We start from the raw sequence: 17,167 nt of genomic DNA, 5'->3' as shown, positions 1-17,167 counted from the left end.
GATACACGATGACCGCTTTGAATGTTCTCAGCCTGCGTCTTGCACGGCATCGGACCCGGGTCCGGGCCTGCGGCCTGGGACTGGCGATCGGATTGTTTGCCGCAACCGGTACCGTCGCCGCCGCGACCCCCGTGACTCCAGCGCAGGCGGGAAGCCAGGCGTCGGCCCCGTTGCAGGTGTCGGCCATCGACTTCAAACGAGGCCAGGACGGCGCCGGACGCCTGATTCTGCGCTTCGACGGCAACGGCGCCGCCCCCGACCTGCGCAATCAGGGCGACTCGGTGATTGTCGATGTCGGCAATGCCAGTCTGCCGGCGTCGTTGCAGCGTCCGCTCAACGTGGTCGATTTCGCCACGCCGGTGCAGCGGATCGACGCGCTTGCCAACGGCCGTGGCACACGCCTGGTGCTGAACACCAAGGGCAGCATCGAATCGCTGGCCTACCAGAGCGGCAACGAATACGTGGTGGAAATCCTGCCTGCTGCTGCCCAGCCTGCGGTCGGGTCGTCGGTCGCCACGGCGACATCTGCGGCCACCAGCGCGGCTGCCAGCAATCGCACCTACAAGGGGCGACCGGTCACGTTCAACTTCCAGGATGTACCGGTGCGTACCGTGCTGCAGCTGATCGCGGAAGAGTCGGGACTGAACATCGTGGCCTCCGATACCGTGCAGGGCAACGTGACCCTGCGCTTGGTCAACGTGCCTTGGGACCAAGCGCTGGAGATCGTCCTGCGCGCCAAGGGCCTGGACAAGCGCCGCGACGGTGGCGTGATCTGGGTGGCACCGCAGCCGGAACTCGCCAAGTTCGAACAGGACAAGGAAGACGCGCGCATCGCGATCGAGAACCGTCAGGATCTGATCACCGATTACGTCCAGATCAACTATCACAGTGCCACCGAAATCTTCAAGGCGTTGACCGAGGCCAAGGGCATTGGCAATCAGGGCAGCGGCGGCGGTGGTGGCAGTGGCAGCAACCAGTTCGAGAACGGCTTCCTGTCGCCGCGTGGTCGGATCGTTGCCGACGAGCGCACCAACACCCTGATGATCAGCGACATTCCGAAGAAAGTCGCGCAGATGCGTGAACTGATCGGCGTGATCGATCGCCCGGTCGACCAGGTGCTGATCGAAGGTCGCATCGTCATTGCGACCGATACCTTCGCTCGCGACCTTGGCGCCAGGTTCGGTATCGCAGGCCGCAAGCAGTACGGCGACAACACAGCCATTATTACCGGCGATGTCGAGGACAGCGTCTCGATCTCCCAGGACAATCTGCATGTCGTTCCGGATGGATTGAACGTCAACCTGCCTGCTGCAGGCTTCATCACCAATCCGGCCGCCAGTATTGCTTACACCTTGCTGGGGCAGAACTTCAATCTGGATCTGGAGCTGTCTGCGCTGCAGGAAGAAGGTCGCGGCGAAGTCATTTCCAATCCGCGCATTGTCACGGCCAATCAGCGCGAGGGCGTGATCAAGCAGGGTCAGGAAATTGGTTACGTCACCATTACCGGCGGCACCGCAGGTAGTGCGGCTACACCGAATGTACAATTCAAGGAAGCGGTGCTGGAACTGCGGGTTACCCCGACCATTACCAATGACGGGCGCGTATTCCTCAATCTGAATGTCAAGAAGGACGAGGTCCGGGAATACATCACCCTGGTCAACTTCGGTACTGTGCCGATCCTGGACAAGCGTGAGATCAATACCGCGGTACTGGTGGAAGATGGCCAGACTGTGGTGATCGGCGGCGTGTACGAGTTCACCGACCGCACCAGCATTTCCAAGGTGCCGTTCCTGGGCGATATACCGTTCCTAGGCAACCTGTTCAAGAAGAAGGGCCGGCAGAAGAACAAGGCCGAGTTGCTGATCTTCATCACCCCCAAGGTTCTGCAGGTCGCCAAGCGCTGATCTCGGGGCTGGCCATGAGTTCTGGAAAGGGCCGTCTTCGGACGGCCCTTTCGGTTTCTGCGGGCTGAATGCCTGTCGGGCATGACTGTTGCCGCTTGAACCATTGTGCGGCAATCGGGTCAAATCGACGTTCATCCCCGACGGGTACTCCCATGGATGTCTCTTCCCCTGTCACCGGACAGGTTGCCGAAAGCCGCCTGCACCAGGCTTTCCTTCGATTGCGCGATGAGCTGGGCGAAATCATCGTCGGCCAGGCGGCGCTGATCGAGCGCCTGCTGATTGCTCTGCTGGCCGATGGCCATCTGCTGGTGGAAGGCGCACCCGGCCTGGCCAAGACCACCGCGATCCGCGCCTTGGCGTCGCGACTGGAAGCGGATTTCGCTCGCGTCCAGTTCACCCCCGATCTGCTGCCGGCCGACCTGACCGGCACCGAGGTATGGCGGCCGCAGGAAGGGCGTTTCGAATTCCAGCCCGGACCCGTGTTCCACCCGATCGTGCTGGCCGACGAGATCAACCGCGCGCCGGCCAAGGTGCAGTCGGCCCTGCTGGAAGCGATGGGCGAGCGACAGGTCACCGTCGGCGGCAAGACCTGGCCGTTGCCGAAGCTGTTTCTGGTGATGGCCACGCAGAATCCGATCGAGCAGGAGGGCACGTTCCCGCTGCCGGAAGCGCAGCTGGACCGCTTCCTGATGCACGTGCGGATCGGCTACCCGGAGGCGGAAACCGAAACCGAAATCCTGCGGCTGGCCCGTGAACAGGCCCGGCAGACGCTGCAGCCGGCGGCAGCGGTGATGGCGCGGATCCCGCTGGAGGACGTGTTCGCCGCTCGCCGCGAGGTGCTGGACCTGCATCTGGCGCCGCAACTGGAGCGCTATCTGGTCGAACTGGTGCTGGCCTCGCGTGATCCGCAGCGGTACGACCCGACGCTGGCCGCACGGATCGCCTGGGGCGCCAGCCCGCGCGGCTCGATCGCGCTGGAGCGCTGCGCGCGCGCGCGCGCCTGGCTTGCCGGTCGCGACTACGTTACTCCCGAGGACGTGCGCGCAATCGCGCCGGACGTGTTGCGGCACCGGGTTCTGCCCAGCTATGAAGCGACGGCTGAAGGCTGGGACGGCGACCGCCTGGTTGCGGCGCTGGTCGAAAAGGTTCCGCTGCCCTGAGCGCGGACGGGCGCATGATGAAGGACACGGCCAATAACGGTATCCGTCCCGCGCTGAGCGAACTGGTGGCGTTGCGCGCCATTGCCCAGCGCCGGCCACCGGCCCGGCGCGGACGCTACGGCCAGGTCGGCGCGGCGCCATCGCCGCACCGGGGCCGTGGCATGGAATACGCCGAATCGCGTGAATATGTCGCCGGGGACGATGTGCGCCATATCGACTGGCGGGTGACCGCCCGCAGCGGACGGACCCATACCAAGCTCTACCACGCGGAACGCGATCGTCTGACCCTGCTGCTGGCCGATACCACGCCGTCGCTGTACTTCGGCACCCGCGAGCGCTTCAAGTCCGTGCAGGCGGCGCGTGCGGGCGCGGTCGCGGCCTGGGCTGCCGTGCGCGACGGCGACCGCATCGCGGCCCTGCGGGGGTGTCGCAGCGAAGCACCGATTCCGCCGGCCGCCGGCGCGCGCGGCGCATTGCGCGTACTGGATGCGCTGGTGCGCTGGTACTCGCAACCGCCGGTGCGGGACGATGGCCTGGCGGTGGCGGTCGAACACGCCCAGCGTCTGTTGCGTCCGGGCTCGCGGCTGGTGGTGCTGGCCGATCCGCACAGCATTGCCACGGTGCCTGCGGCGCGCTGGTCGGGGCTGGCGGCGCATGCCGAGGTGATCGCGTTGTTGCTGACCGACCCGCTGGAACTGGCGCCGCCCGCATCGGTGCTGCCTTTCCTGTCCGATGGCGAACGCGTCCGCCTGGATCTGGCCGGCGGCGCCCAGCGGCGTGAGTGGGATCAGGAATTCGTGCACGGGCTGGAAACGGCGATCGGCGCACTGTCGCGCTGCGGGGTGCGGGCAATGGCCTTGCCGACCGATGCCGCAAGCGAATCCTGGTTACCCCTGCTGGCCCGAGCGCAGCCGCAGGTGGCCTGATGCAGAACGGTGAACTGATCCTGCGGGATGTTCACGTGACCGCCGCGCCGGCCTGGTGGCCGCCGGCGCCGGGTTGGTGGTGGCTGGCCGTTGCGTTGTTGGCATTGGCCGTCTTTGGATTGTGGTGGCGGCATCGACGCCGTCAGCGGCAACTCGCCTGGGAACGGCATTTCGATGCGATCGTCGCTGCGGTGCATGGCGCACAGGCGGTGGCGGCGGCATCGGAATTGCTGCGTCGTGCATCGCGCCGCGCGCGCGCCGGGACGGATGCGCTGGAAGGCGAGGACTGGTTGCGTTTCCTCGACGGCGAGGAAGGCGGGCACGACTTCAGCGCCGGGGTCGGCCGCATCCTGCTGGACGGGCCGTTTCGACCGGACGTGGATGACGGGCAGCTGCAGGCATTCGTTCCGCTGGCGCGTGTGAAATTCCTGCAGTTGATGGCTGGTCGGCGATGAGCGAGTGGCTGCTCCGGTTGCACGAATTCTCCGGCGGCTTCGCCTGGCCGTGGGCGTGGTGCGCCTTGCCGTTGCCGTGGCTAGTCGCGTGGCTGTTGCCGGCGCGCAAGCCGGCCGGTGCCGCGCTGAAGGTGCCGTACGGGCAACGCCTGCGCCACATCGTCGAAGCGGGCGGAACGGCTCGGCGGCTCGGCGTGCCGTTGCTGGCGGCGCTGGCGTGGCTGCTGTTGTGCGCAGCGGCTGCACGCCCGCAGCGGCTGGGCGAAGCGGTGGTGCCGCCGCACAGCGGTCGCGACCTGATGTTGGCGATTGATTTGTCCGGCAGCATGAGTGAGCCGGACATGGAGTTGGGCGGCCGCGCGGTGGAGCGGCTGACGGCGGCCAAGGCCGTGCTCGCCGATTTCCTCGACCGGCGCAAGGGTGATCGTGTCGGCCTGCTGGTGTTCGGACAGCGCGCCTATACCCTGGCTCCGCTGACGCTGGATCGCGACTCGGTGCGCGAGCAGCTGCGCGACAGCGTGACCGGTCTGGCCGGGCGCGAGACCGCGATCGGCGACGCCATCGGCCTGGCGGTCAAGCGTCTGCGCGAACAGAAGAAAGGACAGCGTGTACTGATCCTGCTGACCGACGGCGTCAACACGGCAGGCATGCTCGATCCGCTGAAAGCGGCGGAACTGGCGCGTGCCGAACACGTGCGCGTGCATACAATCGGCTTCGGCGGCAGCGGCGCGTTGTCGCTGTTCGGTCTGGCGCTGCCGGTGGGCGGCAACGACGAGATCGACGAGGCGACGTTGCAGAAGATCGCGCAGACGACCGGTGGTCAATTCTTCCGCGCCCGCGACACGGCGGAATTGGTCGGCATCTACGACGAACTGGACCGGATCGAGCCGGTGACGCAGCCGGGCAAGGCAGTGCGCCCGCGCATCGAGCTGTATCCGTGGCCGCTGGCAGCGGCGATGCTGCTGGCGGTGCTGGCCTTCATCCGTCCGGGGCGCTGGCCATGAGCGTCTGGTGGGATGCCCTGCATTTCCTGCGCCTGCACTGGTTGTGGGCGCTGCTGGCATTGCCTGTGATTTGGCTGTGGGCGCGCCGGCGCGCGCAGCGGGCCGCCGTCTGGCGCGAATCGGTCGATGCGCATCTGTTGCCGCATCTGCTGGACGATGGCGGCAAGCCGGGGCGCAATGGCCCGTGGCTCGCATCGGTCTGCATCGTGCTGGCAGTGCTGGCGTTGGCGGGGCCGAGCTGGAGGCAGAGCGAACAGCCGCTGTGGCAGGCGCGTTCGCCGCTGGTGATCGCCGTCGATCTGTCCAGCCGCATCAGTGCCAACGACCTGCCGCCGTCGCGGCTGGCGCAGGTACGCGCCAAGCTGTCGCACCTGCTGCGTGCGCGCGAAGGCGGGCAGGTGGCTCTGGTGGCCTATTCCGGCGAGCCGTACACGGTGGCACCGCTGACCGACGATGCCGGCAATGTAGCGCTGTTCCTCGACGCACTGGATCCGGACGTGATGCCGGTCGACGGTCAGGATCCGGCCGCGGCCATCGCGTGGTCGCAACGGTTGCTGCAGCAAGCCGGATTCGAGCATGGCGACATCCTGTTATTGACCGACCAGGCGAACGCGGCCGCGCAAGCCGCCGCGGTCGAAGCGTGGCAGCAGGGCACACGGGTCTCGGTACTGGGGATCGGCACGCCGACCGGCAGCGCCTACCGCGCACGCGCGGGCGCAATCGAGCAGGCGCGGCTGGATACGGGTTCGTTGCAGGCGCTGGCCACGGCCGGCGGTGGACGCTATCGGACGCTGACGGCGGACGATGCCGACCTGCAGGCGCTCGATGTGCTGCAGCCGCGCGAAGCGGCATCGACCGCGCGTGGGCAAGGCGGCCTGGCCTGGCAGGACGAAGGCTACTGGCTGCTGCTGCCGCTGTTGCTGCTGGCATTGCCGCTGTTCCGCCGTGGCGGGATGACGGTACTGGCGTTGTGCGTGCTGTTGCCGTTGGCGCTTCCGGCGCAGGCCGCCGAAGGCGGCTGGTGGCGGCGTGCCGATCAGGTGCAGCACGGACGCCTGGTCGAAGGCGCCAGGGCCTATCGCGAGGGCGATTACGCAGCCGCGCAACAACAGTTCGAGGGTATCGACACGGCCGACGGCTATTACAACCTGGGCAACGCGCTGGCCAAGCAGGGCCACTACGACCCGGCCATCGCTGCCTACGACGAGGCATTGAAGCGGCAGCCGGACATGGAAGACGCGAAGGCCAATCGCGCGGCGGTGCAGGCCGCGCGCAAGCAGCAATCGGAACAGAATCCGGACGCGCAACCGCAATCGGGGCAGGACGGAAAGCAGGGGCGGCAAGGGCAGGCAGGTGGCAAGCAACAGGATTCGTCGTCGAAGCCGCAACCGGGACAGAAGCCTGAAACTTCCGGCTCGTCGCCATCGCAGCAGGAGCAGGATCCATCGACGCAGTCCCGGCAGCAGACACCGGAGTCAGCCGATCGCAAACCGCAATCTGAGTCGTCCGCGAAGGCGCAGGATGCGCAGTCGCAACAGCAGGCCGACGCGGCGCAGCGCGAACGCATGCGTCAGGCCATGACCGACGAGGAAGGCAAGCCGCAACAGGCGCAAGCGGTGGTCGAAGCGGACAACGAAACCGCCGAGCAGCGCGAGCAGCGGCAGGCGGTCGATGCCTGGTTGCGGCGCGTACCCGATGATCCGGGCGGCCTGCTTCGGGAGAAATTCCGGCTGGAACACGAACGCCGGCGGAGGGAAGGACGATGACGATGCGATGGCGCGCCTGCCTGGCGTTTGCGCTGGCGCTGTTCTCGACGGCGGCCGTGGCCGAGCCGCGCGTATGGCTGGATCGCAATCCGGTTGCTGCTGGCGAGGCGGTGGTGCTCAATGTCGAGACCGACCAGACCACGGCCACGCCGGATTTCTCGCCGCTGCAGGGCGATTTCGAGATCGTTGACCGTTCCAGCAGCCGCCAGGTCGAGATGGGCAACGGCGGCATGAAGACCCGCGTGCTGTTCGCGGTCACTCTGGTACCGCGGCGTGAAGGCGTGCTGGACATTCCGACCCTGCGCGTCGGCAGCGAGTGGACGCGGCCGCTGCAGTTGACGGTGAAGGTGGCCGCCACGGGACGTTCGTCCGCGCAACGCGGCGGTGCGGCATTCTTGGAAACCGAGGTCGGCGCGCGCGAGCCATACGTGCAGCAATCGGTCGGTGTCACCGTGCGACTGTATTACGCCACCCCGCTGGTTTCCGGCGAACTGGATCTGGATGCGCCGGACGGGGCTTCGCTGCAACGGGTCGGTGACGACACGCAGTATGCACGCGACGTTGGCGGGCGCAGCTACCAGGTGCTGGAGCGCCACTATCTGCTGGTGCCCGAGCGCAGCGGACCGCTGACCCTGCCAGCGCCGCGTTTCGAAGGCCGTGGCGCCGGCGGATGGATCGACGACATGCTCGGTGGCGGCGGGCGCGGCATCCTGCGTGCCAGCGGCGCCAGCCAGCGGCTGGAAGTGAAGCCGCAGCCGCAGGACGCGCCGCAGCCGTGGCTGCCGCTACGCAACCTGCAACTGCGCTACACGGCGGTGCCGCAGAACCTGCGCGCCGGCGAAGCGGCAAGCCTGGTGGTGGAGGCGACGGCAGTTGGCGCGACTCGCTCGCAATTGCCGGAACTACCCTCGCCGTCGGCGCCGGGGCTGCAGGTGTTTGCCGATCCGCCGGACTACAGCGAAAGTTTCGTCGATGGCGAACCGCAGGTGAAACTGACACGACGCTATTCGCTGGTGCCGGCCACGGCGGGCATGATCGACCTGCAGGCGCTGGAAATGAAGTGGTGGGATGTCCGCGCCGGCGCGGCCAGGAGCGCACACCTGCCAGCGTTGCGGTTGCCGGTGGCGCCGGGCACAGGCACCTTCGCCACATCGCCGCAGCCGAATGCCGCGATGCAGACGGCCGATACCGGCGCCGCCATGCCGGCGGTGGCGATGGCGCCTTCCCGATGGGCACGGTTGTGGCTGTGGCTGGCGGCGCTGTTCGGGATGCTGTGGCTGGCGACCCTGGTCTGGGCATTGCGCCTGCGTGGCGGTGGTGTTGCGGGGTCGGACACTGCGAGTCCAGTGCCGCGCGAGCCGGCGCGGCCGACCCATGGCATCGCCGATCTGCGCCGCGCATTGGATACCGGCAGCCTGGACGATGTAGGCGAGGTACTGCGCGGCATGGCCACACCGCCGGCGCCGGATCTGGATGCGCTGCTGTCGATACTGGCGCTGCCGGCGCAACGCGAGGCCGTCGAATTGCTGCGCCGCGTGCGTTGGGCGGACGGCGATGGCGTCGCCGCGCGCGCGGCCTTGCGCGAAGCCTTCCGCGAAGGCCCGCAATGGCGGACACGCCCAGATCCTGTGCAGGAGCTGCTGCCGCCTTTGTATCCGCGCTGAGCGAACGAAACAGCAGCCGTCGCGCTGCACCCTCCACTGCAAGTGGCATAGCCGGTACCGCAACGCTCATACTGGGCGCCTTCCGGCATTGGAGTGGAAGGGTGAGAAAGCTCGCAATGATTTGTCTGCTGACAGGGCTGGCGTTGCCGATGGCGGCGCCGGCGCAGGGCAAGTACGCTCTGGTGGTGCATGGCGGTGCCGGTACATTGGCGCCGGATCGCATGAGCGCCGAAGACGTTGCCGCCACCCGCGCGGTACTCGATCAGGCGCTGGATGCCGGTGAGCAGGTGCTGAAATCGGGCGGCAAGGCGATCGACGCGGTGCAGGCGGCGATCGTGGTGCTGGAGGAATCGCCGTATTTCAATGCAGGCAAAGGCGCGGTGTTCAACGCCAAGGGTGGCCACGAGCTGGACGCCTCGATCATGGACGGCGCCGACCAGAATGCCGGCGCGGTCGCTGGCGTGACCACGGTACGCAACCCGATTCTGGCCGCGCGTGCGGTGATGGATCACTCGGTCCACGTGATGCTGGCCGGCGAAGGCGCAGAGCGCTTCGCCGATACGCAACCTCGGTTGCAGCGGGTGGACAACCACTGGTTCGACACGCCGCTGCGCCAGGAACAACTGGAGCTTTTCCTGAAGAAACAGCAGGGGCAGGCCGGACTGTCCGGGCCCGAACGCTGGCAGGTGCCGGTGATCGACCTGGACGACCCTTACATCGGCACGGTCGGCGCGGTGGCGCTCGACATGGACGGGCATATCGCTGCGGGGACCTCCACTGGCGGCATGACCGGCAAGCAGTGGGGCCGTATCGGCGATTCGCCGGTGATCGGTGCCGGCACCTGGGCGGATGCGCGCTGCGGAATTTCCGGAACCGGCTGGGGCGAGTTCTACATCCGCTTCAATGCCGCGCGCGACATCTGTGCGCGGGTCGGCTATCTCGGCGAGCCGATCGCAAAAGCCGCCGATCACGTGATCCTCGGTGTGATCCCGGATGCGGGGGGCAATGGCGGTGCGGTCGGACTGGATGCCGACGGCAACATCGTCATGCCGTTCAGCACCAGTGGCATGAATCGGGGCTGGCTCAAGTCCGATGGCGATCGAGGGACGGCGATATTCCGCTGAACGTCCAACCCGACTGCGATCGGTCGATTTGCTAAGCTCGGCCATCGGGTCGGATTGACGGTCCGGACATTCGAGGAAGACGCATGTCAGAACAGCAAGGTCGCGGCGGCATGCCGCTGCACTGGAAGATGGCCATCGGTTTCGTGGTTGGCACCCTGGCCGGTCTGGCCTGCAACTTCTGGTTCGCGCAATCGGACTGGCTGCAGACGCTGATCACCTACGTGGCCGACCCGATCGGCCAGCTGTTCCTGCGCCTGCTGTTCATGCTGGTGATTCCGCTGATCTTTTCGGCGCTGGTGCTGGGCGTGGTCGAGATCGGCAACCCGAAGTCGCTCGGTCGCATCGGGATCAAGACCCTGCTGTGGATCATGCTGGTCACCACCATCGCGGTAATGATCGGTCTGGTCGTGGTCAACCTGCTGCAGCCCGGCATCGGCCTGCCCGAGGAGCAGCGCGCGCTGCTGATCTCGCAGGCGATGGAGCACGGTGGTGCGATCGCCGAGAAGGGCCGCAATGCGCCGTCCGGCATCGACATCCTGCTCAACATCGTGCCGAAGAACCCGGTGGCCGCGGCCGCCAGCGGCGACCTGATCGCGGTGATGTTCTTCGCGCTGATGTTCGGTATCGCCGCCACCGTGCTGCGCACCCACGGCACTCACCATTTCGTCGAGTTCTGCGAAGGTGTCTACGACATCTGCCTGCGGCTGATCGAATGGGTGATCCGGCTGGCGCCCTATGCGGTGGCGGCGTTGCTGTTCAGCATTACCGCGCGGCTGGGTTTCGACGTGCTGATCCAGCTGGCACGCTTCGTCGGTACCGTTCTGCTGGCGCTGGGTCTGCATTTCTTCGTGGTGTTCCCGCTGCTGTTGTGGCTGGTGGGCAGGATGTCACCGCTGAAGTTCTGGCGCGGCGCCGAGCCGGCCATCCTGACCTCGTTCTCGACCTCTTCGTCCAGCGCCACGCTGCCGACCTCGCTGATGGTGGCCGAGGAGCGCCTGGGCGTGCCGCGCCAGGTCGCGCGCTTCGTCTGCACGCTGGGCGCCACTGCCAACATGAACGGCACCGCGTTGTTCGAAGGCATCACCGTGCTGTTCCTGGCCCAGTTCTACGGCGTCGAGCTGGCGCTGGGCCAGCAGTTGATGGTGCTGCTGCTGTGCGTGATGGGCGGCATCGGCGCGGCCGGGGTGCCGGGCGGCTCGTTGCCGGTGATCGCGATGATCCTGGTCATGTTCGGCATCCCGCCGGAGGGCATCGGCCTGATCCTGGGCGTGGACCGCCTGCTCGACATGTGCCGGACCACGGTCAACGTCACCGGCGATCTGGTCGGTGCGGTGGTCGTCGGCCGCGGCGAGCCGGCGCATATCGGCGACGACGTCGACGATCTCGGCCCGGTCGAAGGCTGACCGCGATGGCCGCGAACCGGCCGGGCTTGCCCTGCCGGTTCGGTATGACTTATCGGGGCGCGGATGGGACAATGGCGGTCCGGGCGCCGCCGCGCCCGTTTCTTTCGTCCCCGGGGAACCTCTTGCCGCCATGACCCAGCCGAGCCGTCGCGATCTCGCCAACGCCGTCCGTTTCCTCGCCATCGATGCCGTGCAGGCCGCCAACTCGGGCCATCCGGGCATGCCGATGGGTATGGCGGACATTGCCGAGGTACTGTGGAACGACTACCTGCGGCACAACCCGAACAATCCCGGCTGGTTCGACCGCGACCGTTTCGTGCTGTCCAACGGCCACGGCTCGATGCTGCAGTACGCCCTGCTGCACCTGTCCGGCTACGACCTGCCGATCGAGGAGCTGAAGCGCTTCCGCCAGTGGGGTTCGAAAACGCCCGGGCATCCGGAAAACTTCATGACCCCCGGGGTCGAGACCACCACCGGCCCGCTGGGACAGGGCTTTGCCAATGCGGTCGGCTTCGCCCTCGCCGAGAAGCTGCTGGCGCAACGCTACAACCGGCCCGAACTGGAAATCGTCGACCATCGCACCTGGGTATTCCTGGGCGATGGCTGCCTGATGGAAGGCATCTCGCACGAGGCGGCCTCGCTGGCCGGCACCTGGGGGCTGGGCAAGCTGGTCGCATTCTGGGACGACAACCATATCTCGATCGACGGCGACACGGCCGGCTGGTTCACCGACGACACCCCGGCGCGTTTCGAGGCCTATGGCTGGCAGGTGATCCGCGACGTGGACGGCCATGATGCCGAATCGATCAAGGCGGCGGTCGATGCCGCGCTGGCGCAGGACGACAAGCCGACCCTGATCTGCTGCTGCACCACCATCGGCTTCGGTTCGCCGGCCAAGGCGGGCAAGGAGTCTTCGCACGGCGCGCCGCTGGGCGCTGACGAAGTGGCGGCCACCCGCAAGGCGCTGTGCTGGGAATACGGGCCGTTCGAGATTCCCGAGGCGATCTACGACGGCTGGCGTGCCGGCGGTACCGGCAGCTTCCGCCAGGGCGAATGGGAGCAGCGTTTCGATCGCTATGCCGCGCAGTATCCGGAACTGGCGGCCGAACTGGTTCGCCGCTCGCACGCCGAATTGCCGGAAGGTTTCGATGCGGCGGCCGATGCCTACATCGCCAAATTGCAGGCCGAAGGCCCGGTGGTGGCTTCGCGCAAGGCTTCGCAGATGGCGATCGAAGCCTTCGCGCCGCTGTTGCCGGAAATGGTCGGCGGATCGGCCGACCTGGCCCATTCCAACCTGACCCTGTGGTCCGGCAGCAAGCCGGTGGCCGATGGTGCCGCCGATGCCAACTACATCAACTACGGCGTGCGCGAATTCGCGATGAGCGCGATCAGCAACGGCCTGGCCCTGCACGGCGGCTTCCTGCCGTACGACGCCACCTTCCTGGTGTTCAGCGACTACGCGCGCAACGCGGTGCGGATGAGCGCGCTGATGCACGCGCACGCGATCCACGTGTACACCCACGACTCGATCGGCCTCGGCGAAGACGGACCCACTCATCAGCCAGTCGAGCACCTGGCCAGCCTGCGCTACATCCCCAACAACGACGTCTGGCGTCCCTGCGACGCGGTCGAATCGGCGGTGGCCTGGCGTTGTGCGATCGAGCGCAAGAACGGCCCGAGTTGTCTGGTGTTTTCGCGGCAGAACCTGGCCCATCAGCCGCGCAGCGCCGAACAGCTGGCCGCCATCGCCCGCGGCGGTTACGTGCTGAAGGATTCCGACGGCGCGCCGGAGCTGATCTTCATCGCCACCGGCTCGGAGCTGGAACTGGCGGTCAAGGCTGCCGAGCAGTTCGGCGGCAAGGCGCGGGTGGTGTCGATGCCGTCCACCGACGTGTTCGAGCGCCAGAGTGCCGAATACCGTGAATCGGTGCTGCCGGCTGCGGTGCGCCGGCGGGTGGCGGTCGAGGCGGGTGTCACCGGCTTCTGGCGCGCCTATGTCGGTCTGGACGGTGCGGTGATCGGCATCGACCACTTCGGCGCCTCGGCGCCGGCCGGCGAGCTGTACAGGCAGTTCGGCATTACCGTGGATGCGGTGGTTGCGGCGGCGCATGCTGTCATCGACGCGATTCCGGGGTAAAGTCCGGGCGTGATCCGCAATCGCCGCTTCCAGTTGCTGATGGCCCGTCTGGGGCTGGTCGCCATCCTGCTGGTGGCGCTGGCACCGTCGGTCAGCCGTTGGCTGGAAAGCGGCAGCCCGCGCTACCTGGATGCGCTGGCCGCCATGTGCACCACCGATGGCCTGTCGTGGCTGGATGCGCTGCATCCGGACGATACCGGCAAGCAGCCGTTGCCGGCGGGAGCGATGGGCGGCGATTACTGCGCCTATTGTCCGTTGCTGGCGTCGGTGACGACGGTCCTGCTGGCGCTGACTTTCCTGTTGCCATTGCCGGGGCGTTCGATCGCTCCGGAAGGCCGCGCGCCGCCGGCGCATCCGGCCGCGCTGTTGCTTGGATTGGGCGCGCGCGGCCCGCCCTGCCTGCTCTGAACCACAAGACCTGACGATTCTGCAGGACCCACGGTCCTGCCCTTGTGCTTTGGAGTTTCCATGACCTTTTTTCCTGCCGTACCGGCAATGCCGTCGCGCCTGAACCTGGCCCTGGCTCTGGCTCTGGCGGCCACCCCTGCCCTGGCCGCCGAACCTGCCGACGACGAGACCGAAACCCTCGACACCGTGGTGGTGACTGCCGCGCCGGTGTCGCCGTTGACCTTCGTTACCGATCCGCGTCTGCCGCGGCAGCCGGTGCCGGCCAGCGACGGCGCCGATTACCTGAAGACCATTCCCGGCTTTTCCGCCTTGCGCAACGGCGGCACCAATGGCGACCCGGTGCTGCGCGGCATGTTCGGTTCGCGCCTGAACCTGCTCAGCAACGACGGCAGCATGCCCGGTGCCTGCCCGGCGCGAATGGACAATCCGCTCAGCTATGTGGCGCCGGAAACCTATGACCGACTGACCGTGGTCAAGGGGCCGCAGACGGTGCTGTGGGGGCCGGGCGCCTCGGCCGGCACCGTGCGCTTCCAGCGCGATACCGAGCGCTTCGACGAAGCCGGGCTGCGCCTGCAGGGCAGCCTGCTGGGCGGCAGCTTCGGCCGCAACGACCAGGTGCTGGACGCCACCGTCGGCGCGCCGCTCGGCTACGCGCGGCTCAGCGCCAACCGCTCGCAATCTGACGACTACGACGACGGCGATGGCGATGGCGTGCCGTCCGAGTGGAAGAAGTGGAACGCCGATCTTGCCCTGGGCTGGACGCCGGATGCCGATACCGTGCTGGAGTTCACCGCCGGCAGCGGCGACGGCGAGGCGCGCTATGCCGGTCGCGGCATGGACGGCTCGATGTTCAAGCGCGAAAGCTACGGCCTGCGGTTCGAGAAGGGCGGCTTCCAGGGTGCGCTGAAACGTGTCCAGGCCAACCTGTTCCACAACTACGCCGATCACCTGATGGACAACTACACGCTGCGCGATCCGAACCCGATGAGCAGCATGCCGATGCCGATGGCGTCCAATGTCGACCGTCGTACCCAAGGGGGGCGGGCCGCGGCGGACTGGGCCTGGAACGCGTTCGAACTGAGCGCCGGCGTGGATGCGCAGCGCAGCCGTCATCGCGAGCGTAGCGCGATGGGCCGCGGCGCCTATCGCGAGTTGCCATGGTCCGAGGATGCCGAGTTCCGCAATCTGGGCCTGTTCGCCGAAGCGACGTGGACGCTGGCGCCCGGCCAGCGCGTGGTCGCCGGTGCGCGTGCCGACCGTGCCGAGGTCAGCGACCATCGAGCCACCGTGAGCATGATGGGCATGGGCGGGATGATGAGCATGCCCAACCCGACCGCCGGCGTGACCCGCGAGAAAACCCTGTCCGGCGGCTTCCTGCGCTACGAGCACGACATCGCCGACAGCGGTTTCGGCTGGTACGCCGGCCTGGGCCACACCGGGCGCATGCCGGACTACTGGGAACTGTTCTCGCCGGACATGGGGCCGATGGGTGCGGCCAACGCTTTCGCCGGCGTCGAGCCGGAGAAGACCACCCAGCTCGACATCGGCGCGCAGTACCGCAGCGAGCGGCTGGATGCCTGGGTGTCGGCCTACGCGGGCAGGGTCGACGACTACATCCTGTTCACCTACAGCAGCGGCGGCATGATGGGTTCGATGTCCTCGGTGGCCAATGTCGATGCGCGCATCCACGGTGCTGAGGCGGGTCTGGAGTTCCGCCCGGCCGCGTACTGGAAACTGGGCGGCAGCGTGGCCTGGGCCTGGGGCGAGAACCGCAGCGCCGGCACGCCATTGCCGCAGATGACCCCGCTGGAGGCGAAGCTGACCGCGGCCTATGACGGCCCACGCTGGACCGCTGGCGTGCTGGTGCGCGCGGTCGATGCGCAGGACCGGGTGGCGGTGGGGCAGGGCAACGTGGTCGGCCGGGATCTGGGCTCCAGCGCGGGCTTCGTCACGGTGGCATTGAACGGTGGTTACCGCTTCAACGACCGGCTGCAGCTGACCGCCGGCATCGACAACCTGTTCGACCGTGATTACAGCGAGCATCTGAACCTGGCCGGCAGTGCCGACTTCGGCTATCCGGCGATGCCGGTGCGGATCGACGAGCCGGGTCGCAGCGTCTGGGTGAAGCTGGGTTTCAAGTATTGAGCCGCGACGGGAGGAGGCGAAGATGAATGTCGTGCTGTTGTTCCTTGCCGGCATCGGCGTCTGGTTGCTGGCCTGGACGGTATTCCTGGGTCAGGCCCTGTTGCAACGCATTGACGCCGGCCGGCCATTGAGCCTGCTGGACGGCGATGTGATTGAACTTTGAAAACATGAGCATGGGAGAAAAAGCGATGAAACGAATGCTGTTTTGGGCCATGGCCCTGCTGCTGGCGACGGCGGCGTGTTCCGCCGAACCGAAGCAAGGCGTACGCGTCGAAGGTGCGTGGGCGCGGGCGACGGTGGCGGCGGCGCCGGTGGCCGGCGGTTTCCTGACCGTGGTCAACACGGGCACGAAGGATGATCGTCTGTTGCGGGCCGAGAGCGGGATCGCCGAACGGGTGGAAATCCACGAGATGCGCCACGAGGACGGGATGATGCGGATGCGCGCGCTGGCCGACGGATTGGCGGTGCCGGCCGGCGGCAAGGTCGAGCTGGCGCCCGGCGGATATCACCTGATGTTCATCCGCCCGACCCATGCATTGACGGCGGGCGAACGCTTCAGCGTGACGCTGGTGTTCGAACATGCCGGCGCGATCCCGGTGGAGTTCGAAGTGCGCGAGATGGGCGCCGGCAGCGCGCACATGCAGCACTGATCTTCGTCGAAGGTCCGGCAGGGCGGTGGAGCCGAATCCGGTCCGCCGTTTCCGCCGGCCGGACGTGCGTGCGGGGCTCAGCTCCCGTGCGTGCGCCGGTCGTGCAGGCCGCCGCCACGGCAGCGCGGCGATTCCGGTGCCGCGCCCTGTTCGGCCCATTCCTCTGGGGTGTAGGTATGCAGGGCGAGGGCGTGGATTTCGCGCATCAGCCCTTCCAGCGCGGCGTACACGGTCTGGTGGCGCTGCAACAACCGCTTGCCGGCGAAGACCGGGCTGACCACCACCGCCTTGTAGTGGCTTTCCTCGCCGACGTGGTGGGTGTGGCTTTCGTCGACCACGTCCAGATGGGTCGGTTGCAGCGCCGACAGCGCCTGGCGCAGGCGGTCGGCCTTGTTGGGAGCTTGGGACATGCGATCAGGGT

The 17,167-nt window shown here is 67.3% G+C and carries 15 protein-coding genes; 14 read left to right on the top strand and 1 reads right to left on the bottom strand.

All coding sequences use genetic code 11. The features are described 5' to 3' along the window. The first annotated feature begins 8 nt into the window (after positions 1-8). The 14 genes from CSC70_RS05780 (at position 9) to CSC70_RS05715 (ending at position 16,746) form a co-directional block, all read left to right on the top strand. Positions 9-1,904: a type IV pilus secretin PilQ gene (locus tag CSC70_RS05780; protein ID WP_162455704.1), complete on the top strand. Its 1,896-nt coding sequence runs from the start codon at positions 9-11 to the stop codon at positions 1,902-1,904. Between the two features lie 152 nt (positions 1,905-2,056). Continuing rightward, positions 2,057-3,064, top strand: a complete 1,008-nt coding sequence (locus CSC70_RS05775) for an AAA family ATPase (RefSeq protein WP_162455703.1) — start codon at positions 2,057-2,059, stop codon at positions 3,062-3,064. Between the two features lie 14 nt (positions 3,065-3,078). Beyond that, positions 3,079-3,990 (top strand): DUF58 domain-containing protein, encoded by a 912-nt coding sequence (locus CSC70_RS05770; RefSeq protein ID WP_162455702.1) that lies wholly within the window; start codon positions 3,079-3,081, stop codon positions 3,988-3,990. Then, positions 3,990-4,445: a DUF4381 family protein gene (locus tag CSC70_RS05765; protein ID WP_162455701.1), complete on the top strand. Its 456-nt coding sequence runs from the start codon at positions 3,990-3,992 to the stop codon at positions 4,443-4,445. The genes CSC70_RS05770 and CSC70_RS05765 overlap by 1 nt, the downstream gene beginning before the upstream one ends. After that, positions 4,442-5,449, top strand: coding sequence for a vWA domain-containing protein (locus CSC70_RS05760; RefSeq protein WP_162455700.1), 1,008 nt, complete (start codon positions 4,442-4,444; stop codon positions 5,447-5,449). The genes CSC70_RS05765 and CSC70_RS05760 overlap by 4 nt, the downstream gene beginning before the upstream one ends. Then, a complete protein-coding gene (locus tag CSC70_RS05755; protein WP_162455699.1) occupies positions 5,446-7,215 on the top strand; it encodes a vWA domain-containing protein in 1,770 nt (589 codons plus the stop codon). Before CSC70_RS05760 ends, CSC70_RS05755 begins: the two co-directional genes overlap by 4 nt. After that, entirely contained in the window at positions 7,212-8,879 is a 1,668-nt protein-coding gene (locus tag CSC70_RS05750) for a BatD family protein (protein ID WP_162455698.1), read from the top strand. The genes CSC70_RS05755 and CSC70_RS05750 overlap by 4 nt, the downstream gene beginning before the upstream one ends. Positions 8,880-8,995: 116 nt before the next feature. Beyond that, positions 8,996-10,003 carry an isoaspartyl peptidase/L-asparaginase family protein gene (locus CSC70_RS05745; protein WP_211369426.1) on the top strand — a complete coding sequence of 336 codons (1,008 nt, stop codon included), beginning with the start codon at positions 8,996-8,998 and terminating at the stop codon, positions 10,001-10,003. Between the two features lie 83 nt (positions 10,004-10,086). After that, positions 10,087-11,406 carry a dicarboxylate/amino acid:cation symporter gene (locus CSC70_RS05740; protein ID WP_211369425.1) on the top strand — a complete coding sequence of 440 codons (1,320 nt, stop codon included), beginning with the start codon at positions 10,087-10,089 and terminating at the stop codon, positions 11,404-11,406. Between the two features lie 130 nt (positions 11,407-11,536). After that, positions 11,537-13,543: a transketolase gene (tkt, locus tag CSC70_RS05735; RefSeq protein WP_162455696.1), complete on the top strand. Its 2,007-nt coding sequence runs from the start codon at positions 11,537-11,539 to the stop codon at positions 13,541-13,543. A 9-nt stretch (positions 13,544-13,552) separates the two neighbouring features. Continuing rightward, complete coding sequence (locus CSC70_RS05730; protein ID WP_162455695.1) at positions 13,553-13,951, top strand: DUF2946 domain-containing protein; 399 nt, start codon at positions 13,553-13,555, stop codon at positions 13,949-13,951. A 60-nt stretch (positions 13,952-14,011) separates the two neighbouring features. Further along, positions 14,012-16,096, top strand: a complete 2,085-nt coding sequence (locus tag CSC70_RS05725; RefSeq protein WP_211369424.1) for a TonB-dependent copper receptor — start codon at positions 14,012-14,014, stop codon at positions 16,094-16,096. Positions 16,097-16,118: 22 nt separating this feature from the next. Next, a complete protein-coding gene (locus CSC70_RS05720) occupies positions 16,119-16,259 on the top strand; it encodes a hypothetical protein (protein ID WP_162455693.1) in 141 nt (46 codons plus the stop codon). Positions 16,260-16,284: 25 nt separating this feature from the next. Then, positions 16,285-16,746 carry a copper chaperone PCu(A)C gene (locus tag CSC70_RS05715; protein WP_162455692.1) on the top strand — a complete coding sequence of 154 codons (462 nt, stop codon included), beginning with the start codon at positions 16,285-16,287 and terminating at the stop codon, positions 16,744-16,746. Between the two features lie 77 nt (positions 16,747-16,823). Here CSC70_RS05715 and CSC70_RS05710 read toward each other — a convergent pair whose 3' ends face one another. Continuing rightward, positions 16,824-17,156 carry a BolA family protein gene (locus CSC70_RS05710; RefSeq protein ID WP_162455691.1) on the bottom strand — a complete coding sequence of 111 codons (333 nt, stop codon included), beginning with the start codon at positions 17,154-17,156 and terminating at the stop codon, positions 16,824-16,826. Positions 17,157-17,167: the final 11 nt, after the last annotated feature.

This window comes from Pseudoxanthomonas kalamensis DSM 18571, assembly GCF_010211745.1.
In the GTDB taxonomy this organism is placed as follows: Bacteria; Pseudomonadota; Gammaproteobacteria; order Xanthomonadales; family Xanthomonadaceae; genus Pseudoxanthomonas_A; species Pseudoxanthomonas_A kalamensis.
This window is presented reverse-complemented; position numbering and strand designations above follow the sequence as displayed.